The 19,214-nt window shown below is 70.4% G+C and carries 17 protein-coding genes, 3 tRNA genes and 1 pseudogene; 17 read left to right on the top strand and 4 right to left on the bottom strand.

All coding sequences use genetic code 11. The features are described 5' to 3' along the window. Positions 1-190: 190 nt before the first annotated feature. The 4 genes and pseudogenes from C6N31_RS06005 to C6N31_RS45090 all read left to right on the top strand — a co-directional run bounded on the left by C6N31_RS06005 (position 191) and on the right by C6N31_RS45090 (position 2,615). A complete protein-coding gene (locus C6N31_RS06005; RefSeq protein ID WP_198357210.1) occupies positions 191-1,192 on the top strand; it encodes a P-loop nucleotide/nucleoside kinase family protein in 1,002 nt (333 codons plus the stop codon). Further along, positions 1,192-1,779: an ATP-binding protein gene (locus C6N31_RS06000; RefSeq protein WP_198357209.1), complete on the top strand. Its 588-nt coding sequence runs from the start codon at positions 1,192-1,194 to the stop codon at positions 1,777-1,779. Before C6N31_RS06005 ends, C6N31_RS06000 begins: the two co-directional genes overlap by 1 nt. Then, a pseudogene (locus C6N31_RS45095) lies at positions 1,776-2,204 on the top strand (NAD(P)-binding domain-containing protein); the annotation flags it as partial. The gene C6N31_RS06000 and the pseudogene C6N31_RS45095, both read left to right, overlap by 4 nt. Before the next feature lie 21 nt (positions 2,205-2,225). After that, a complete protein-coding gene (locus C6N31_RS45090; RefSeq protein WP_307811285.1) occupies positions 2,226-2,615 on the top strand; it encodes a DUF1932 domain-containing protein in 390 nt (129 codons plus the stop codon). A 235-nt stretch (positions 2,616-2,850) separates the two neighbouring features. On the opposite strand, the gene C6N31_RS05990 is transcribed toward C6N31_RS45090, so the two are convergent. Together C6N31_RS05990 and C6N31_RS05985 are read right to left on the bottom strand one after the other, a co-directional pair. Beyond that, on the bottom strand, positions 2,851-3,081 hold the full coding sequence (locus C6N31_RS05990) for a LexA family protein (RefSeq protein WP_138359511.1): 231 nt from the start codon (positions 3,079-3,081) through the stop codon (positions 2,851-2,853). Between the two features lie 165 nt (positions 3,082-3,246). Next, positions 3,247-4,167: a bifunctional DNA primase/polymerase gene (locus C6N31_RS05985; protein ID WP_198357207.1), complete on the bottom strand. Its 921-nt coding sequence runs from the start codon at positions 4,165-4,167 to the stop codon at positions 3,247-3,249. Positions 4,168-4,510: 343 nt separating this feature from the next. Here C6N31_RS05985 and C6N31_RS05980 point away from each other — a divergent pair, with 343 nt between their 5' ends. The 9 genes from C6N31_RS05980 to C6N31_RS05940 all read left to right on the top strand — a co-directional run bounded on the left by C6N31_RS05980 (position 4,511) and on the right by C6N31_RS05940 (position 13,228). Next, positions 4,511-4,819 carry a hypothetical protein gene (locus C6N31_RS05980; RefSeq protein ID WP_138359143.1) on the top strand — a complete coding sequence of 103 codons (309 nt, stop codon included), beginning with the start codon at positions 4,511-4,513 and terminating at the stop codon, positions 4,817-4,819. A gap of 232 nt (positions 4,820-5,051) precedes the next feature. Next, positions 5,052-6,248 carry an acyl-CoA dehydrogenase family protein gene (locus C6N31_RS05975; protein WP_138359161.1) on the top strand — a complete coding sequence of 399 codons (1,197 nt, stop codon included), beginning with the start codon at positions 5,052-5,054 and terminating at the stop codon, positions 6,246-6,248. Beyond that, positions 6,245-7,213 (top strand): bifunctional MaoC family dehydratase N-terminal/OB-fold nucleic acid binding domain-containing protein, encoded by a 969-nt coding sequence (locus tag C6N31_RS05970; protein WP_244809276.1) that lies wholly within the window; start codon positions 6,245-6,247, stop codon positions 7,211-7,213. The genes C6N31_RS05975 and C6N31_RS05970 overlap by 4 nt, the downstream gene beginning before the upstream one ends. Before the next feature lies 1 nt (position 7,214). Further along, positions 7,215-8,222: an acyl-CoA dehydrogenase family protein gene (locus C6N31_RS05965; protein WP_138359145.1), complete on the top strand. Its 1,008-nt coding sequence runs from the start codon at positions 7,215-7,217 to the stop codon at positions 8,220-8,222. Beyond that, positions 8,219-8,683, top strand: coding sequence for a MaoC family dehydratase (locus tag C6N31_RS05960; protein WP_138359147.1), 465 nt, complete (start codon positions 8,219-8,221; stop codon positions 8,681-8,683). The genes C6N31_RS05965 and C6N31_RS05960 overlap by 4 nt, the downstream gene beginning before the upstream one ends. Continuing rightward, positions 8,680-9,864, top strand: coding sequence for a lipid-transfer protein (locus C6N31_RS05955; protein ID WP_138359149.1), 1,185 nt, complete (start codon positions 8,680-8,682; stop codon positions 9,862-9,864). Before C6N31_RS05960 ends, C6N31_RS05955 begins: the two co-directional genes overlap by 4 nt. Positions 9,865-9,925: 61 nt before the next feature. Continuing rightward, the gene (locus C6N31_RS05950) at positions 9,926-10,771 is read left to right on the top strand and encodes a DUF1906 domain-containing protein (RefSeq protein ID WP_138359151.1); all 846 of its coding nucleotides are present in this window, start codon (positions 9,926-9,928) and stop codon (positions 10,769-10,771) included. A gap of 207 nt (positions 10,772-10,978) precedes the next feature. Beyond that, complete coding sequence (locus tag C6N31_RS05945) at positions 10,979-11,494, top strand: SigE family RNA polymerase sigma factor (protein WP_138359153.1); 516 nt, start codon at positions 10,979-10,981, stop codon at positions 11,492-11,494. Positions 11,495-11,563: 69 nt separating this feature from the next. Further along, on the top strand, positions 11,564-13,228 hold the full coding sequence (locus C6N31_RS05940) for a long-chain fatty acid--CoA ligase (RefSeq protein ID WP_138359155.1): 1,665 nt from the start codon (positions 11,564-11,566) through the stop codon (positions 13,226-13,228). A 20-nt stretch (positions 13,229-13,248) separates the two neighbouring features. Here the strand turns inward: C6N31_RS05940 and C6N31_RS05935 are convergent, their stop codons facing one another. Together C6N31_RS05935 and C6N31_RS43600 are read right to left on the bottom strand one after the other, a co-directional pair. After that, entirely contained in the window at positions 13,249-17,088 is a 3,840-nt protein-coding gene (locus C6N31_RS05935; protein WP_198357206.1) for a hybrid sensor histidine kinase/response regulator, read from the bottom strand. 228 nt (positions 17,089-17,316) lie between these two features. Then, positions 17,317-17,976: a hypothetical protein gene (locus tag C6N31_RS43600; RefSeq protein ID WP_232484876.1), complete on the bottom strand. Its 660-nt coding sequence runs from the start codon at positions 17,974-17,976 to the stop codon at positions 17,317-17,319. A gap of 188 nt (positions 17,977-18,164) precedes the next feature. On the opposite strand from C6N31_RS43600, the gene C6N31_RS05925 reads away from it, so the two are divergent. The 4 genes from C6N31_RS05925 to C6N31_RS05910 all read left to right on the top strand — a co-directional run bounded on the left by C6N31_RS05925 (position 18,165) and on the right by C6N31_RS05910 (position 19,208). Continuing rightward, positions 18,165-18,255: transfer RNA gene (locus C6N31_RS05925), tRNA-Ser, on the top strand. Between the two features lie 202 nt (positions 18,256-18,457). After that, positions 18,458-18,530 (top strand) — tRNA-Arg (locus C6N31_RS05920). A gap of 131 nt (positions 18,531-18,661) precedes the next feature. Then, a tRNA-Met gene (locus C6N31_RS05915) sits at positions 18,662-18,735 on the top strand. Between the two features lie 101 nt (positions 18,736-18,836). After that, on the top strand, positions 18,837-19,208 hold the full coding sequence (locus tag C6N31_RS05910; protein WP_164294837.1) for an MmcQ/YjbR family DNA-binding protein: 372 nt from the start codon (positions 18,837-18,839) through the stop codon (positions 19,206-19,208). The last annotated feature ends 6 nt before the right edge of the window (positions 19,209-19,214 follow it).

Raw genomic sequence — 19,214 nt, 5'->3', positions numbered from 1 at the left:
GGTGCATGACACACCTCCTTTGGTGTGTCATCAGTTCAGCGCTACGGCGGAAAATCCTGTATCACGGCGAGCTAACTGACTTGGCATCAGCCGTTTTACACATCCGCTTACACACGCACTATCACGAGTTTCCATACGACTACACGGGCCGCTACAGTCGCGATCCGGAGTAGCTATCTAGGAGGGGAAGATGGCTCGTAAGCACCCGGATTGGAAGCCTGAACTGCTACGTACACACCGAGAGGCGGTGGGACTAACCCTCGAAGACACAGGGGAGAAGCTGCGGGAAATCGCAGAGCGCCACAACCTCAACATCGCAGCAAATTTCCAAACGATCTGGGGTCACGAGAACGGAAGGGTGTACCCCGGGCCGCATTACCGCCGGGCGTACTCTCGACTGTATCGACTCAACGAAGCCCAACTGGGATTTCGTGGCGCCTTGCCGGGAGAGGAGGCGCACATGGAAGTTCTATCCACTCCGGATTGCAAGGACCAATCAGCGGCAGTTAGGGCAGCCCTGGGTAGCGTGCACGCCGGTACGGATGGCGTGGACAGCGACGCTTTCCGTGACCGCGTTGTGGAGGCATGGCGGCGCCACAACGCGGGATCTTCGATCGACGGGCCGACCGTGGTGCTCGTCGGCGGGTTCGCCGGATCGGGGAAATCTGAGTTCGCCAAATTCCTTGGCGGGATGACGGGTTGGCCCATTCTCGACAAAGACTCAATCACGCGCCCTTTGGTGGACCAACTTCTAGTCGCACTCGGCGGGGAAGCCAACGATAGGAGTTCTGAACTCTATCGGGAAAAGGTTCGGCCACTCGAATACCGATGCCTCATGGAGGCTACTTGGGATAATGTGGACTGTGGAATATCCACGATTCTAGATGCGCCATTCGTGTACGAGTTCTCGCGGGCCGATTGGATGCAGAGATTCCACAATCGCTGTCGCTCCAAGCGGGTTTCGGTCGTAACTATTTGGGTTAGGTGCGATCCTGAATCCATGCGTGAGTACATCGAGTTTCGCAGTGCCGCACGCGACATGTGGAAGCTAGATTCCTGGGATGAGTATGTGTCAACGCTCGACCTAGAATTGCGCCCGCAGGGACCCCACTTCGTCGTGGACAATAGGTTGGGAGCGGCGATTGCCATGGTCGATGAAGCTCGTGATGCATTGAACGGGGGTGAACTCTGATGCCGCCCGGCGTCATCCTGTATGGGCCGCCCGGTTCCGGAAAAGACACGATCACTCGGGAACTGATTCGAATCTCCCCTGACTTCGCGCTCTTCCGGAGGCTCAAGGCCGGTCCTGGCCGGTCTTCCGGATATCGAATCACTACTGTCAGCGAAATCGACCGCCTTTCAGACTCAGGGGCGCTGTTGTACCGCAACGCTCGGTATGGCGCTGAGTACGCCATCGACCGTCCGGGGCTCAGTGAACTCCTGATGAATGGGCAGGTGCCGGTCCTACACATGGGGCAGATGGCTGGGTTGACTGCCCTGACCGACTTCCCGATTGAGTGGACGAAGGTACTGCTGTGGTGCCCCCGCGCGGTCACTAAAAAGCGTTGCAAGGGCCGTGGAGACTCGGACTTGGAGGCAAGGCTCAAGGTCTGGGAAGAGACACGCGAAGACCTCTTGGCGCACACGCAATCTACGTGGACTCTGACCATTGCGACGGATAAGCAGGTGCCCACCGAAGCAGCTCAGAGCATCTTCGATGCTGTGGCTACTGGGACGGTAGTGACGCCTCAGGACATCGCGGGATTGGTGGCGGAGTGACAACCCTCGGCGTTCTACACCCCGGCAGCATGGGTGCTGCCGTAGCCGCGGAAGCGACCGGGGCCGCAACCGTCCTTTGGTGTTCGCAAGGCCGCAGCAAGGAAACCTCGGGTCGTGCTGCCCAACGCGGCCTCACGCCTATTGCCTCACTTTCAGCGCTAACGGAGCGCTGCGACATCATCTTGAGTATCTGCCCGCCCGCCAATGCGCACGAAGTCGCGGCGGCAGTCGCTGAACGTGGGTACTCAGGTATCTATGTTGACGCGAACGCAATCTCTCCACGATCGGCGGAGAGGATAGGGGCTCTCGTAGAACGAGGTGGAGCCGTTTTTGTTGACGGCTCTGTAGTTGGCTCCCCGCCTTCCCCCACGAAGGCCGCTCGGCTATACCTCGCAGGTCCGAAGGGCGCGGTCACCGAGACGGCTCGACTGTTTCAGGGAACCCAAGTGGATCCGCGCATCCTTTCCGGCGATACAGGCAGCGCCTCAGCGCTCAAGCTGGCCTATAGCAGCTACCAGAAGGCCAGCCGCGCGTTGGCCGCCGTTGCCCATGCCCTGGCGGCAGACCATGGAGTAGAAGGGGAGCTACTCGATATCGCCCAATCCCACACGACCAGCTACCTCGGCGACCCTGACTACTTCCCGAAGGTTGCCGCGCGCGCGTGGCGCTGGGCGCCGGAGATGCGCGAGGTCGGAGAGGCGCTCGCAGCGAACGGACTTCCCAGGGACTTGGCAGACGGGGCCGCCAAGGTCCTGGACCGGTGGGAAGGCGCAAAGGGCCAATCTCTGACCGTCCTGGAAGCGCTGGAACGACTGCGCTCCCAGGGTGCTCCTTGAGCGGCAGCGCGCTCCGGATTGTCTGCCATCGGGCCATACACGGGCCAGCATCACCCCTAAGGCGCCCCATCCGTGGTTACTTCGCAGGTCAGAGCTCTATTCGTCCAACGGCCGTAATCCTCTTGAAAACCGTCGTGGCAGCGATGTCACCGTGAGTTCGAATCTCACATCCTCCGCAGTACGAAGGGGCGTCCGCAGGTGCGGGCGCCCCTTCGTCGTCTCTCGGGAGCAACTCTCAGAGCCGGTGCACCTGGTAGGAGCGGTGGCGGCCCGGGACGCGGGAGAGGACGCCCTTGCTCTCCATGATCTGCAGATGGTGGGCGACCGTCGCGGGGCTGCGCAGGCCGACGGCCGCGCCGATCTCCCGGACGGTCGGCGGATAGCCGTAGAGGTCCGTCCACTCGACGATGACCTTCGCGATCTGCTCCTGGCGATCGGTCAGGTACCGGGGCCCGTCCGCGCTCATGGCCGCGCCCTCTCGTTCGTCACGCTACTCGTGGGGTCCGGTGCCGTGGCCCGGGTGGTCATCTCTCGGCGGACTCCGTGGAGCGGCGAGCCGGCGCAGGGCCGTGCGAGCTGCGGGCGCGAGCCCGAACGCGTCATGGCTCGGCAATTCAAGCACGTGTTCGAATTATGGCGCAGCCTGGCGGGCGGCGGAGGCGATGGTGGCGGCGGCTTCCTGGCGGGGGAGACCGGTCCTGGTGGCGGCGTCGATGAGGGCGGGGGCGAGGGAGTCGCCGTGGCCGGATTCGTAGGCGCGGCAGGCGGCCCAGTAGAGGCGCGTGTTGCGCTGGCCGCGCGGGGAGTCGCGGACGAACTGGACGAGGGCGAGCGCGTGGCGGGGGGCGGTGCGGCGGGGTAAGGGCGGTGGGGGCGGGGTGAGGAGGCGGAGCAGCCGGGCGGGGACCGGGGCCGCCGGGAGGCCGGGGGAGCGCGGCGCCAGCAGATAGCGGCCGGCGTTGGTGATCGAGCCGGGGCCGACGAGGTAGCCGCCGTGGCCCCGGACGTCGATGCCGGGCCCCGGCGCGGTGCCGGGCCTGCCGACGGAGTTGGGGACGGCGGTCCCGGCGGGGCCGGTGAACCACAGGTGGCGGCCGCCGCTGGGGGTGAGGACGGTGACGGTGTCCGGGACGGCGAAGCCGTGCTCTTGCGCCAGGGCGCCGAGGGCTGCGACGCCGTCCAGGCCGTGCTTGACGTCCAGGTCGAGGCCGATGAGGTGGTGCGGGGCGCGTCCGCAGGCGATGCCGTAGCCGGTGGCCCAGGGGGCGGCGGCGAACAGCGCGCGGACGGCGGCGGGTTCGGTCGTGGCGTCGTGCACCCCGTGGCCGATCCGGCCGCATTCGCCCAGGCAGCGAACGGGCGGGGAGGTGGGCGGGGAGCCGGGTGAGGAGCCGGGTGAGGAAGCGGGCGGTGGGCTGGGCGGGGATTCGCCGCGGTGCGGGGAGCGCACGGCGGGGAGCTTGGTGCGGGACAGCGGGATGACCGCCAGGTGCCGGGAAGCGGCGGCCAGGGCGTTGGCGAGCGCGGCGGCGTGCAGGACGGAAGGGGCCATGGATCCAGTTTCGTACTCACGTTCGAAAAAAGGGAGAGGGCGCAGGTGGGAGATTGCCCGGCGCGGGCGGGCGGCGCGAAGGTTGGCCGAAAATCTGCCTGAACGTTTCCGCGCTTGCGGGGGTGGTGGCGGAGGTGGAGAAAAGACGATGAAGGGTATTTCGATGGCACTTTGAATGTTTGTCGACAGATCGTCACGCTTGCGAGCTAAATAGCCCGTCCGGTCTGGTTCGCCGGGGATTGTGTGGGCAACTCTGATTCCGGCGACGTCGTACCAGTCAGTCGGCGGAGCGGTCGGCCAACCGTCCCGCACACCCCCGTTCTCGGTTCCCTGGAGGAACAACATGGCAAGCATCCGTACCTTCCGCGTCCTCGCTGCGGTGGCGGCACTTCCCCTCGCCGCGGTGCTCTTCGCGGGATCGGCAGCTGCTGACAACGGCGCCTTCGCCGGCGACCACTCGAACGCGACCATCGTGAGCAACTCCGGTGGGAACGTGGGTGGTTCGAACCACGGGAATGTGACCACCACCCAGCAGGGCGCGAGCGGATCGGGCGCTTCGAACCAGAACAACACCGCGAGCGTGAACGGTTCCGGGTTCACCGCGATCGAGCAGAGCAACGTGAACGTGCACTTCACCCCGCTGTGGTGGTGACGGGCCCGTACGACCGGGATCAGTGACACGACCGCGCGGCGGCACGCTCAGTGCCGTCGCGCGGTCGCGTTCTCCCGGGAGGATGGCTCGGTGGCTGCTCCTCCGGCCTGTCGGCGGGCGCGAACGTTCATCCACAGCCTGTGGACAACTTCTCATGCCTTGACAGGGGTGGGGCGGGGCGGAGAATCTGACGGTCAGTCAGAAAATCTGCGAACCCGTGGAGGCCGTCGCCGTGCACCTCGCCCCCACCCCGCGCCAGCACCGGCTACGGGCCGAGCTGCGCGAGTACTTCGGCCGTCTGATACCCGAGGAGACCCGCGAAGCCCTCCGGGCCGAGCCGCCCGGCGGCCCGCTCGCCCGAGGTCTCCTCCGCCGGATCGCCGCCGACGGCCTGCTGGGCCTCGGCTGGCCCACCGAGTACGGCGGACAGGGCCGCGGCCCCGACGAGCAGTTCGTGTTCTTCGACGAGTCCTACCGGGCCGGTGCTCCCGTGTCGATGGTCACGCTCAACACCGTCGGCCCGACCCTGATGAAGTTCGGGACGCCCGCGCAGAAGGAGTACTTCCTCCCGCGGATCCTCTCCGGCGACTGCGTCTTCGCGATCGGTTACACCGAACCGGACGCCGGCACCGACCTCGCCTCCCTCCGCACCCGCGCCGTCAGAACCGGACCCGACAAGGCCGACAGCGACGGTCCCGGCGGAGCCGGTGAGTGGCTGATCGACGGCAGCAAGACCTTCACCAGCAACGCCCAGGGCGCCGACTGGATCTGGCTCGCCTGCCGCACCGACCCCGAGGCCCCCAAGCACAAGGGCATCTCGATCATCCTCGTCCCGACCGACGCCCCCGGCTTCTCCTGGACCCCGATCCACACCGTCGGCGGCCAGACCACCAGCGCCACCTACTACGACGCGATCCGCGTCCCGTACGGGAACCTCGTCGGCGAGGAGAACGCCGGCTGGTCGCTGATCACCAACCAGCTCAACCACGAGCGGGTCGCGCTGGCGGCCATCGGCATGCAGGCCGAGGACTTCTACGACGCGGCCCTCGCGAGCGCCCGTACGCCCGACGAGGACGGCACCCGCCGGATCGACACCCCTTGGGTCGCGTCCCGGCTGGCCGAGGCCCACGCCCGGCTCTCCGCGACCCGGCTGCTCAACTGGCGCCTGGTCCAGGACGTCGGCGCCGGCACCCTCACCCCGGGCGACGCGTCGGGCGTGAAGTTCGCCGGTACCGAGAGCGCGATCGAGGTCTACCGCGCGCTCCAGGAAGCGGTCGGGGAGACCGCTCTCGTCAGAGGCGGGGAGAACGGCGAACTGGAACGGATGAACCGGGCCGCGCAGATCAACACCTTCGGCGGCGGCGTCAGCGAGGTCCAGCGGGAGATCGTCGCGACGATGCGGCTCGGGATGAAGAGGAGCAAGCGGTGACGGACGAGGCAGTGGCCGGGGATCTGTACGAGCGGCTCAAGGTCTACGTGGGGCGGACCGCCGCGGCCGGCGGCGAGGGCAAGGACCCGGTCAACGAGCCGATGATCCGCCACTGGTGCGAGGCGATGGGCCACCCCGTCCCCGCCGACGGATCCGCGCCCGCCACCATGCTCCAGGTGTGGACCATGGGCGGGCTCTCCGGCCACACCGCGGGCACCGCGCGCTCCAGCGCCTACGACGATGTCTTCGCGCTCCTCGACGAGGCCGGCTGCACCTCGGTCGTCGCGACCGACTGCGAGCAGGAGTACCTCCGGCCGCTGCGTCCCGGCGACCGGATCACGTTCGACGCCGTCATCGAGTCCATCTCGCCGCGCAAGACCACGAAGCTCGGCACCGGCCACTTCGTCACGACGCGGATGGACGTCCAGGCGAACGGCGAGCTGTCCGGCACCCACCGCTTCCGCATCCTCAAGTACGCGCCCGCAACCACCGCGAAGACCTCCAACACCGCAACCACCGCGAAGACCTCCAACACCGCAACCACCGCGAAGACCGCCAAGCCCGCCGCGCGGCGCCCCCGACCGGTGATCAACCGCGACAACGCCGCTTACTGGGAGGGCCTGGAGCGGCACGAGCTGCTCATCCAGCGCTGCTCCGGCTGCGGCACGCTGCGGCTGCCGTGGCTGCCGGGCTGCAACGCGTGCGGCTCACCGGACTGGGACACCGTCCGGGCCGCGGGCGAGGGCACCGTCTTCAGCTATGTCGTCATGCACCATCCGCCGTTCCCCGCCTTCGACCCGCCGTACGCCGTCGCCCTCGTCGAGCTGGCGGAGGGTGTGCGGATCCTCGGCAACGTCACGGGAATTCCGTACGACAAGGTGCGCGCGGGTCTGCCCGTGACGCTCGAATTCCTGACGGTCGACGGCGAGTTCACGCTGCCCGTCTTCCGGTCGGTGGAGGACTGACATGGACTTCGCACCCACCGAGGAGCAGCAGGCGGCCCGCGATCTGGCGGCCGGGATTCTCGACCGCAGCGCCGAGCCGTGGAAGGCGCTGTGCGAGGCCGGGCTGGTGGCCGCCGTCGAGGAGATCGGGCTGCTGGGCCTGGTGCTGCTGCTGGAGGAGGCGGGCCGCAGGACCGCCGGGATCCCGCTCGCCGCGACCTGCGCCTACGGTCTGCTGCCGGTCGCCGCGTACGGTACGGACGAGCAGCGCGCCCGGCTGCTGCCCGGTCTGCGCGACGGCTCGTACATCGCCACGGGCGCCTTCCCGCACCGGTCCGCGCGGGCCGTCGCGAGCGGTGACGGCTGGCGCCTGACCGGCACCTTCCCCGTCGTGCCGTGGCTGCGCGAGGCCACGCACGTCCTCGTCCCCGCCGCGACGGGTACCGGGACGCGGCTGTTCTGGCTGCCGGTCCCGGCCGGCGCGGAGCCCGTCGACACCACCGCCCCCTGGGCGGCCGCCCGGCTCGTACTGGACGGCACGCCCGCCGAGCCGCTCGGTGACGCGTCCGCCTACGGGGAGGTCCTCGCACGGGCCCGTACCGCCTTCGCGGGGCTGCAGGCCGGGGTCTGCGCCGGGTCGCTGGCGCGGGCCGTCGCGTACACCTCCGTACGCGAGCAGTTCGGGCGTCCGCTCTCCACGAACCAGGGCGTGCTGCTGCGCGCCGCCGACGCGCACATGGACACCGAGGCGATCCGCGTCACCGCCTACGAGGCGGCCTGGCGCCTCGATAACCACTTGCCCGCTGCCTCCCACGCCCTGACCGCCGCCTGGTGGGCGTCCGAGGGCGGCAAACGCGTCGTCCACGCCGGTCAGCATCTGCACGGCGGAATCGGCGCGGACCTCGAACACCCCGTCCACCGGCACTTCCTGTGGGGACGGCAGCTGGACGCGTATCTGGGCGGCGGCGCGGAAGTGCTCGCCGAACTCGGTGTGCTGCTGGGCGCACCCGACACCGAGGAGGCCGTATGACGCAGTCCCCGGTCCGGACGCCGGCCGGCTCCGTGCGGGCGGGTGACGGACTGCCGCCGCTGCGCGTCCCGGTGACCCGCACGCTGATCGTCGCGGGTGCCATCGCCTCGCGGGACTTCCAGGACGTGCACCACGACGTGGAGCTCGCCCGGGAGAAGGGCTCGCCGGACATCTTCATGAACATCCTCACCACGAACGGCCTGGTCGGCCGCTACATCACCGAATGGGCCGGGCCCGGGGCGGTGCTGCGGGCGGTGCGGATCCGGCTGGGCGCGCCCAACTATCCGGGTGACGAGATGGTGTTGACCGGCAAGGTGACGTCCGTCGAAGCCGACACGTCAGGAGAGAACGTCGAGATCGCCGTCCTCGGCGTCAACAAGCTCGGCCATCACGTCACCGGAACAGCCACCGTCATGCTCCCGACCCCGGTCCCGAGCCCCACCCCGGAGGCAGCCGTATGAGCGTCCGCAACCGCGACAGCCTCGGCGGCCGTGCCGCGATCGCCGGGATCGGGGCGACGGAGTTCTCCAAGGACTCGGGCCGCAGCGAGCTGAAGCTCGCCGTGGAGGCCGTACAGGCGGCGCTGGACGATGCCGGGCTGACGCCCGCCGACGTCGACGGCATGGTCACGTTCACCATGGACACCAGCCCGGAGATCACGGTCGCCCAGGCGGCCGGCATCGGTGAGCTGTCGTTCTTCTCGCGGATCCACTACGGCGGCGGGGCGGCCTGCGCGACCGTGCAGCAGGCGGCCATGGCGGTGGCGACCGGGGTGGCCGACGTGGTCGTCTGCTACCGCGCGTTCAACGAGCGGTCGGGCCGGCGGTTCGGATCGGGGGTGCAGCAGCGGGACCCCTCCGCCGAAGGGGTGGCGCTCGGCGCCAATCTGCCGTCCGGTCTCCTCACCCCCGCGTCGTGGGTCGCGATGGCGGCGCAGCGGTATCTGCACGCCTTCCGGCTCGATCCGTCGGCTTTCGGCCCGGTCGCGGTCGCCGACCGCCGCCATGCCGCGAACAACCCCGCCGCGTACTTCCACGGCAAGCCGATCACCCTCGCCGACCATGCCGCCTCGCGCTGGATCGTCGAGCCGCTGCGGCTGCTGGACTGCTGCCAGGAGACGGACGGCGGCCAGGCGATCGTCGTGACGTCGCCGGAGCGGGCCCGCGATCTGCGGCACGCGCCCGCGGTGATCGCCGCCGCCGCGCAGGGCGCCGGCCGCGCGCAGGAGCAGATGACGAGCTTCTACCGCGACGATCTGACCGGGCTGCCGGAGATGGGGGTGGTCGCCCGCCAGCTGTGGCGGACCTCCGGGCTGACGCCGGCCGACATCGACACGGCGGTGCTCTACGACCACTTCACCCCGTTCGTGCTGATGCAGCTGGAGGAGTTCGGCTTCTGCGGACCGGGGGAGGCGGCGGACTTCGCCGCCGGCGGTGGTCTGGAGATCGACGGCCGGCTGCCGGTGAACACCCACGGCGGTCAGCTCGGCGAGGCGTATCTGCACGGGATGAACGGCATCGCCGAGGGCGTCCGCCAGTTGCGCGGGAGCAGCGTCAACCAGGTGGCGGGCGCTTCGAACGTGCTGGTCACCGCCGGAACAGGCGTTCCGACGTCGGGGCTGGTGCTCTCGGCAGACGGCTGAACGGGTGGTGGGGCGGGCGTGTCTGCCCGGGGTCGCCCCGACGGGCGCGTTGACTCGCGCCATGCGTGGAACCAAGCAGATTACCCGATATGTCCTTTCGGTCCTGACGGCGGTGGCGACGCTGGCCTGCCTGGTCAGCGGCGGCGTCGCGGCGGCCGATCCCTCCGCCGAATCGCTGCAGGGGGCCCGGTTCTTCCAGGGCACCGGCTTCGAGACCTGCGAGACCCCGACCGCCGACACGTTGCAGGCCTGGCACGGCACCTCCCCGTACGGCGCCGTCGGCGTCTACTTCGGCGGCCGGGCCCGCGCCTGCGCGCAGCAGCCGAACCTCACCCCCTCCTGGGTGCGGACCGTGAACACCGGGGGCTGGAGCATCCTGCCGATCTATGTGGGCTCGCAGTCGCCCTGCACGACGAGCAGCACGAAGAAGGCGTACACGATCGACACGGCCAATCCGGGCGGGAGCGGTGCGACCGAGGCCAGGGATGCCGTCCAGCGCGCCCAGGACCTCGGCTTCGTCGAGAACAGCGCCCTGTACCTGGACATGGAGTCGTACGACATCCGCACCGCGTCCTGCACGGCGCCGACGCTCGCCTTCGTCCAGGCCTGGGACAAGGAGGTGCGCCGGCTCGGCTACATCCCGGGCTTCTACAGCAGCGCGGACTCCGGCATCATGCACATGGAGCAGGCCCGCGCCGCCGGCGCCGCCGACCTGCCGAGCGTCCTCTGGTACGCCCGCTGGAACGTCACGCCCACCCTGGAGTCCGAGCCGGTACTCCCCCGCGACGCCTGGACGCCGCACAGCCGCATCCACCAGTACACGGGGAACGTCACCGAGCAGTACGGGGGCCGGACGATCAACATCGACCGCGACCTCATCGACGCCCCGGTCGCCGTGATCGGTTAGCGCGGCCGCGTTCCTCCGGAAGCCCGGACCCCGCCCCCGACCCCGCCCCTGACCCCACCTCCTGACCCCACCCACAGGCCTGTCTTCCTCAGGGGTGGGTCCGCCTACGGGAGGTGGGGACAGCCCCCGTCCTACGACTTCAGGGTGATCCCGCTTCGGCACCTCCGGCGGATCCGCCGGGCGGGCGGCGCTCATAGCGTTGAGTGCATGACCACGCCTGTGTGCACCAGCACCAGCACGATGCAGTTCTCCAGCTACGTACGGGCCAAGGGCCCGACGCTGCTGCGGACCGCGCGCTCGCTCACCGCGAACCCGTGCGACGCAGAGGACCTGCTGCAGACCGCGCTGACCAAGACGTACCTGGCATGGGACCGCATCGACGACCACCGCGCGCTGGACGGCTACGTCCGCCGCACGCTGGTCAACACGCGCACCTCGCAGTGGCGCAAGCGCCGCATCGACGAATTCGCGACCGAGGACGTCCCCGAGCCGCTGTCCACCGCCCCCGACCACACCGAGCAGCAGGCCCAGCGCGACGCGCTGCTGCGTGCCATCTCCCGGCTTCCCGCCCGGCAGCGGGCCATGGTGGTACTCCGCTACTACGAGGACATGAGCGAGATACAGACGGCCGAAGCCCTCGGTGTCTCGGTCGGCACGGTCAAGAGCGCGGTCTCCCGGGCCCTCGGGAAATTGCGCGATGACCCTGAATTGCGCGCCAGGTAGTGACATACCGACTGGTATGGAAGCAGAATCACCGGGACCTTACCCGCACGTAACCCGTGGAGGCTTCCGGTGCTGAGCACGATGCAGGACGTACCGCTGACCGTCACCCGCATCCTGGTCCATGGTGCTCTGGTGCACGGCCGGTCCCAGGTGACCACCTGGACCGGGGACGCCGAGCCGCACCGCCGCTCCTTCCGCGAGATCGGGGTCCGGGCGATCCAGCTCGCGAACGCCCTCCGCGACGAGCTGGGGGTGGCCCGGGACGAGCGGGTCGCGACCCTCATGTGGAACAACGCCGAGCACGTCGAGGCCTACCTCGCGATCCCGTCCATGGGTTCGGTGCTGCACACCCTGAACCTGCGGCTGCCCACCGAGCAGCTGACGTTCATCGTCAACCACGCCGCCGACCGCGTCATCCTCGTCAACGGCTCGCTGCTGCCGCTCCTGGCGCCGCTGCTGCCCGCCCTGGAGTCCGTCGAGCACATCGTGGTCGTCGGCCCCGGGGACCGCTCGCTCCTGGACGGCTGTCGCCCCGCCGTGCACGACTACGAGGAACTGCTGGCCGGCCGCCCGACCACGTACGACTGGCCGGAGCTGGACGAGCGGGACGCCGCCGCCATGTGTTACACCTCGGGCACCACCGGCGACCCCAAGGGCGTCCTCTTCTCCCACCGCTCGATCTACCTGCACTCGATGCAGGTCAACATGACCGAGTCGATGGGTCTCACGGACCGCGACACGACCCTCGTCGTCGTCCCGATGTTCCACGTCAACGCCTGGGGACTGCCGCACGCCACCTTCATGACCGGCATCAACATGCTCATGCCGGACCGCTTCCTGCAGCCCGCCCCGCTCGCCGAGATGATCGAGAGCGAGCGCCCCAGCCACGCCGCGGCCGTCCCGACCATCTGGCAGGGCCTGCTCGCCGAGCTCGCGGCCAAGCCGCGCGACATCTCCTCCATGGCGACCGTCACCATCGGCGGCTCCGCCTGCCCGCCCTCCCTCATGAAGGCGTACGAGGAGCACGGCGTGCGGCTGTGCCACGCCTGGGGCATGACGGAGACCTCCCCGCTCGGCACCATGGCCCACCCGCCGGCCGGCCTCACCGCCGAGCAGGAGTGGCCGTACCGCATCAGCCAGGGCCGCTTCCCCGCCTCCGTCGAGGCCCGGCTGGTCGGCCCGGCGGGCGAGATCATGCCCTGGGACGGCGAGTCCGCGGGCGAGCTGGAGGTACGCGGCCCCTGGATCGCCAACTCCTACTTCGGCGGCGCCGGAGCCGAGCCGCTGCGCCCCGAGGACAAGTTCAGCCCGGACGGCTGGCTGCGCACCGGCGACGTCGGCGTCATCACGCAGGACGGCTACCTCACCCTCACCGACCGGGCCAAGGACGTCATCAAGTCCGGCGGCGAATGGATCTCCTCCGTCGACCTGGAGAACCAGCTCATGGCCCATCCGGACGTCGCCGAGGCCGCGGTCGTCGCCGTGCCCGACGAGCGCTGGGGCGAGCGGCCGCTGGCCACCGTCGTGCTGAAGGAGGGCGCCACCGTCTCGTACGAGGAGCTGCGGGAGTTCCTCGCCGGACGCATCGCGCGCTGGCAGCTGCCGGAGCGCTGGGCGATCATCCCGGCCGTGCCGAAGACCTCGGTCGGCAAGTTCGACAAGAAGGTGATCCGCGAGCAGTACCGGCTGGAGCAGATCGACGTGACGTACGTCGCCGGGGCGGCGAAGGACTGATCGCCGCGGCGGGTCGGGTCCTAGGCCGCCGGCCAGGACCCGATCTTGCCGAGCAGGTCCACGATGCGTGACTGCACGTCCGTACTCGTCGACCGCTCCGCGAGGAACAGCACCGTCTCGCCGGAGGCCAGCCGCGGCAGTTCCGCCGGGTCGATGTCCGCGGACGTGTAGACGACCATCGGGGTGCGGTTCAACTGGCCGTTGCTGCGCAGCCAGTCGATGATCCCCTGCCGGCGGTGGCGCACCAGCATCAGATCCATTACCACCAGGTTCGGCCTGATCTGCGCGGCCGTCGTCATCGCCTCGACCTCGGAGGAGGCGTGCGCGACCTGCATGCCGCGCCGCTCCAGCGTCGCGGTGAACGCCTGGGCGATGTCCTGGTGGCTCTCGATCAGCAGCACCCGCGGCGGATGCTGCTCGCTGTCGCGCGGCGCGAGCGCCTTGAGCAGGACGGCCGGGTCGGCGCCGTAGGCGGCCTCGCGTGTGGCCTGTCCGAGCCCGGCGGTCACCAGGACCGGCACCTCGGCCTCCGCGGCCGCCTGGCGGAGCGACTGCAGCGCCGTCCGGGTGATCGGACCGGTCAGCGGGTCGACGAAGAGCGCGGCGGGCGGCTCGGCGACCTGCGCGTCCACCTCGGCGCGGGACCGGACGATGACCGGGCGGTAGCCGCGGTCGGTCAGCGCCTGGCGCGTCGAGACATCCGGCTCCGGCCAGACCAGCAGCCTGCGCGGCTCGGCCAGCAGCTGGCCGGGCTCGCCCGCCAGTTCCTCGATGACCTCGACGGCGCCGTTCGGACCGTCCAGCGGCTCGGGGCCCTCGTCGCCCTCGGCGGGTGCCCCTATGGCGAACGCCCGGCCCGGAACGACCGTACGGAGCAGTGCCGTCTGGTGGTCGGTGTCCTGGTGCTCGACGCCCTGGCCGTCGCTCCGGTCGTCGGTGGCGGGCGGCCGGGCGATCGGGAGCTGGCCGCTGTCGGGATCCGCCTGCGGGTGCGGGCGGGCCTCCACGTCATGGCCGTCGTCCTGCTGCGGTCCGTTGAGCTTGCGCCGGCGGCCGGACCCGGAGGGGTTCTGCTGGGGGAACGGCTCGGGCTGCGGCTGAGGTTGCGGCTGGGCCTGCGTCGGGACCGGCTGGACGAAGGCGACGCCCTGGCCGAGCGTGCGCACGCTGATGGCCCGGCCGTGGCTCTGGCCCTGCTGCTGGCCCTGGTGCTGGTTCTGGCCCTGGTTCTGGGCGTAGGGCTGGGGCACGCCGCCCGAGGGCGGCATCGGGGTGCGCTGGCCCTGTCCCGGGATCACCTGGGACGGACTCTGGTTCTGGTTCTGGTTCTGGTTCTGGTGCTGTCCCTGGGCCGGGCCCTGGGGCTGCGCGCCCGGTTCGGCCGCGGGCGCCACCGGCCGGCCGGCGTCCGGCCACTGCGGACTCACCGGCTGCGGCGCGCCGTTCTGATCCTGCGGCCCGCCCTGGTGCGGAACCGGCGGGACCGGGGGCACCGGCCGGCCGGGCGCACGCTCCTCCGCCGGCATCGGGGCCGGCACATCGTGGGAGTGCTGTGCGGGCAGGGCGATGGGGCCACTGCCGTTCCCGTTGCCGTTCCCGTCCGACTCCCCCGGCTGGGGTGCGATCCGGCGGGCGCGACGGCCTGCCCCGGGCTCCTGCCCGGCGAGGGAGGCGCCGTTGCCGTCGCTCCCCTGCTGCGGTTCGTGCGGTCCCTGCGGCACGGCCTGCTCGCCGGCCGCCGGAAGGGCGTGCTGGACGGGTGCCGCGGGAAGTTCGGGTGCGGGCTGCTGGCCGTCGGACAGCGTCCGGCGGGCCCGGCGACCGCTGGGCTGCTGGCTCTGCTGCACCGGGTGGTTCTGCTGGTCCGGCTGCTCGGCCGGCGCCAGGTCGGCCGCCGCGCCGCCCGCGGTGTCCCCCGCGCTCGCCTCGTCCGGCAGCGGGCGGCGCAGCGCGCGCCGGCGACCGGTCGGGGTCTCGTGCTCGCCCGGCTGCGCCTGGCCGTGTCCCTCGTTCCGGCCGCGGCCGTCCTGCTGCTCGTCCGGTCCCGCGGTGGGGATCGCCCACGGCGCGACCACGGTGCCGCCGTCGTCCCCGGCCCGGCGCGGCCGCGCCGCACGTTCGGTGCCGGCGACTCCGGGCTCGCCGCTTCCGGCCCAGCCCGTCGCGGGCGTGCCACCGGCGGGCGTTCCGGCCGCGGGAGCGCCCTGGCCTCCCTGGCCGTTCGTACCGTCGGTGCCCGGGGGAGGTGTCGCCGCGCCGCGCGCCGGAGCCTTGGCGCCCGTGCCGTTGCCGGCCGCGCCGCCCGTACCCCGGGCGGGCTTCGCGGGCATCGGCATGACGGTCGTCTCGGACTCGCGAGCCCCGTCCTTCGCCGCGGCGGCCGCCGCACGGCCCGCGGCCGCGATGGCGGCCGAGCCCAGCGGCACCTCGAGGACGTACGCGCTGCCCTGGCCCGGCACTTCGTGCGTCTGCAGGACGCCGCCGTGCCGTTCGACGATGCCGCGGGCGATCGGCAGGTGCACCGCGTTGCCGCCGGCGTGCGGGCCCCGCACGTCGATCCTTATGACGTCGCCGCGCTGGGCCGCCGCCACCACGATCGTCGAGTCGCCGCCGCCGGTGATGACGGTGGCGTTGCCCGCCGCGTCCACACCCGCGACGTCCGCGATCAGGTGCGCGAGCGCCTGGGACATCCGCTCGCCGTCGATCGCCGCCTCGATCGGCGGCGCGTGCACGGCGTACTGCGCGCGCCCCGGGCCGATCAGCTCGATGGCGCCCTCGACGGCCGCCGCGACGACCTTGTCGAGCCCGACGGGCTCGCGCCGCAGCCGGTCCTCGCCGCGGTCGAGGCGCTGGAAGGCCAGCACGTTGTCGATCAGGGTGGTGATGCGGGCGTAGCCGGCCACCAGGTGGTGCAGGATCTGGTTCGCCTCGGGCCACAACTGCCCGGCGGGGTCGGCGGCCAGGCCGGACAGCTCACCGCGCAGCTCGGCCAGCGGGCCGCGCAGCGCCTCGTCCAGCACGGCCTGCAGCTGCTCGCCGCGGGCGACGGCGGCGTCGAACGCGGTCCGGTCGGTGAACGTCATGACCGCGCCGACCAGCTGCTCGCCGTCCCGTACGGGAGCGGTCGTCAGGTCGACGGGCACCGCGCGGCCGTCCTTGCGCCACAGCACCTGGCCGCGGACCCGGTGCTTGCGGCCGGACCGCAGCGTGTCGGCGAGCGGGGTCTCCTCGTACGGCAGCGGTGTGCCGTCGGCGCGCGTGTGGTGCGCGAGCGGGTGCAGTTCCTGGCCGCCGAGGTCGGTCGCCCGGTAGCCGAGGATCTGCGCGGCGGACGGATTGACGAGGACGACCTTGCCCTCGGTGTCGACGCCGACGACGCCCTCGGCCGCGGCGCGCAGGATCATCTCCGTCTGGCGCTGCTGGCGGGCGAGTTCCGCCTCGGTGTCCATCGTGCCGCTGAGGTCCCGCACGACCAGCATCAGCAGCTCGTCACCGGTGTAGCTCTGCGGCTCGTCGTACGGGGTGCGGCCGTCCTCGAGGTTGGCGCTGGTCACCTCGACGGGGAACTCCGAGCCGTCGGTGCGCCGCGCGACCATCCGGGTCGGCTTGGTGCGGCCGTTGTCGTCGCCGGTGTCCTGCGCGCTGCGCATCGATCCGGGGATCCGCTTGGAGTCGAACGCGGGCAGCAGGTCGAACAGGCCCCGCCCGACCAACGCCGTCCCCGGTGACTCGAAGGTCTCGATCGCTATGGCATTGGCGTTGACGACCGTGCCGTTGCCGTTGACCAGCAAGAGTGCGTCGGGGAGGGCGTCGAGTATTGAGGCGAGGCGAGCAGCGCCTCTGGATGGCCTGCTGCTCACGAGACGCGTCCTCCCTGTTACCGCACTTACCGCACTTCCTGCGGTGGCCCCGCGCAACCCGCGCGATCGGCTCTCACCGGCGGCCCATCTTGCCGCTGACGCCATGGCATGTCACTAGAGCGAGTGTACGTGCAGCGGTTGGCCGAGCGGCCGCGGATGCCCATGTACCCCTGTGGGATTCGGTGTTCGAGCGTGTGCGGTGCGAGATCGTCCCTGGTGTGGCGTGCGTCACGCACCCCCGGTGGCGGCGGGCAGAACCGGTGCCATCCGGTTCCACCGGGCGACCTCGCAGCCGTTGGCCCGGCTGTACTTCTCCGTGACGGCCGCTCCGTGCCAGGTCCCTGTGACCTGCGCGGTCTGCGATCCGCCGTAGATCATCGAGCACATCTGCCCGGCCGGAACGGGACCCACGGGACCGCCCAGCCGCTCCAGCTGATCGCAGGAGTCCGTCACGGACCTGGCCGGCCCGATCGGAGCGGGCAGCGTGGAAGGGGCGGGAAGAGGAGCGGGGAGCGTGGAAGGGGCGAGGGGCTCCGGTGCGGCCACCGGTCCGCCGGAGGTCGCGGGCCCGGCCGGCGTGTCCTGGTCGGGTCCGCAGTCCAGCCTGGTCGTGGTGACCTTCCCCGTTCCGTCGTCGACGGTGATGGTCAGCTGGTTGTTCTCCGGGGGAGACGGGGGCGCGAGGAGTGCGGAAGCGGCGGGCGCGAAGGGCGTCGCGCCGGCGTCGGTCGCCAGGAGCAGCGGCAGCCCGGCGGCGAGCACGACACCGAGGACGGCGGCGAGCGGCAGCCGCGCTCCGGGCCGGCGGCGGGCCGCGGGACGGGGCACGAGGTGGGGCACGGGGCGGGAGAGGGGACGGTCGAGGGGGCCGGGGCCGTTGAGTCGCATGCCCCAGTCCCTACCGTCCCGCGCGCCGCTTTCCCCGCAACCCACCCGAACGTGGGCGAGCCACCGCTGGAGGGCGCGCATCCTCTTTGCCCTGCACGCCGACGGGCTTGTACCCTGGTCTGCGATTGGTGACAGCCTGCCGGGCTGTGCCATCATCTGCACACGCCCTCGCTCGCGCGGGTGTGTCTGGAGGCTTCGCCTAGTCTGGTCTATGGCGCCGCACTGCTAATGCGGTTTGGGACTTCAATCCCATCCGGGGTTCAAATCCCCGAGCCTCCGCTCGTTTCCGGAGCCCCGGTCGTCCCAGGACGACCGGGGCTCCGTTGCGTGTCCCGGGCTCCTGAAGTCCCTCGCCGGTACCTCGTCAGAAGCTGTTTTCGCAGCTCAGGTGGGGTGCGGGCAATGGATTTCACCTGAAGCCGCAGGTCATGTAATGTTGTTCCCGCAACGCCAACCGGTGAGAAAACGCCGGAAAGCACAAGCACTCGTAGCTCAACGGATAGAGCATCTGACTACGGATCAGAAGGTTGCAGGTTCGAATCCTGCCGAGTGCACTCAGGTCAGGGCCCCCGAGGAGATCGTCTGAGGGGGTCCTGGTTTGCTTTTCGGAGCAATCCGGAAAAACCGCGTCGAGCGGGACTGGTAGTTGAGGGTCCCGCGGATGGCGTAGTGTTCGGTTCAACGGCGCGGGGTGGAGCAGCTCGGTAGCTCGCTGGGCTCATAACCCAGAGGTCGCAGGTTCAAATCCTGTCCCCGCTACTACGACCAGAGGCCCGACACGAAAGTGTCGGGCCTCTGGTGTTTCCCGTCCTGTGTTCCGTCCCATGGGTCTGTCGTGGGCAGGCGCTAGTGTCGGCCGGATGGTGGCGATGACTGCGCGGGGGCTGAAGGCGGCGTGTCTGGCGATGCCGGGCGCCGAGGAGGAGTTCCCGTTTCCGCGGAACCCGGATCTGTCGGTGTTCAAGGTGGCCGGGAAGATCTTCGCGTTGAGCGTGCTGGAGGCCGAACCGCTCAAAGTGAGCCTCAAATGCGATCCGGAGATCGCCGAACAGCTGCGGGCGGAGTACCCGGCGGTCATTCCCGGCTACCACCTCAACAAGCGGCACTGGAACACCGTGACGGTCGACGGGTCGCTGCCGGTCCGGATGGTGCGGGAGATGATCGAGGACTCCTACGACCTGGTGGTGGCGTCGCTGCCGCGCGCCGTCCGGCTCACCTACGACTCGCGCTGAACCGGT

It is taken from the genome of Streptomyces fildesensis, from assembly GCF_016107395.1.
GTDB lineage: Bacteria > Actinomycetota > Actinomycetes > Streptomycetales > Streptomycetaceae > Actinacidiphila > Actinacidiphila fildesensis.
Note: the sequence above shows the minus strand (reverse complement) of the source record. Positions and strands in the feature narration are given on the sequence as shown.

Coding starts and splice junctions, on each gene's coding strand:
- C6N31_RS06000 (WP_198357209.1), top strand. CDS start 1,192: ATGCCGCCCGGCGTCATCCTGTATGGGCCGCCCGGTTCCGGAAAAGAC.
- C6N31_RS05965 (WP_138359145.1), top strand. CDS start 7,215: ATGGACTTCGCACCCACCGAGGAGCAGCAGGCGGCCCGCGATCTGGCG.
- C6N31_RS43600 (WP_232484876.1), bottom strand. CDS start 17,976: ATGCGACTCAACGGCCCCGGCCCCCTCGACCGTCCCCTCTCCCGCCCC.
- C6N31_RS05985 (WP_198357207.1), bottom strand. CDS start 4,167: ATGGCCCCTTCCGTCCTGCACGCCGCCGCGCTCGCCAACGCCCTGGCC.
- C6N31_RS05980 (WP_138359143.1), top strand. CDS start 4,511: ATGGCAAGCATCCGTACCTTCCGCGTCCTCGCTGCGGTGGCGGCACTT.
- C6N31_RS06005 (WP_198357210.1), top strand. CDS start 191: ATGGCTCGTAAGCACCCGGATTGGAAGCCTGAACTGCTACGTACACAC.
- C6N31_RS05955 (WP_138359149.1), top strand. CDS start 8,680: ATGAGCGTCCGCAACCGCGACAGCCTCGGCGGCCGTGCCGCGATCGCC.
- C6N31_RS05960 (WP_138359147.1), top strand. CDS start 8,219: ATGACGCAGTCCCCGGTCCGGACGCCGGCCGGCTCCGTGCGGGCGGGT.
- C6N31_RS05990 (WP_138359511.1), bottom strand. CDS start 3,081: ATGAGCGCGGACGGGCCCCGGTACCTGACCGATCGCCAGGAGCAGATC.
- C6N31_RS05950 (WP_138359151.1), top strand. CDS start 9,926: ATGCGTGGAACCAAGCAGATTACCCGATATGTCCTTTCGGTCCTGACG.
- C6N31_RS05945 (WP_138359153.1), top strand. CDS start 10,979: ATGACCACGCCTGTGTGCACCAGCACCAGCACGATGCAGTTCTCCAGC.
- C6N31_RS05910 (WP_164294837.1), top strand. CDS start 18,837: ATGGTGGCGATGACTGCGCGGGGGCTGAAGGCGGCGTGTCTGGCGATG.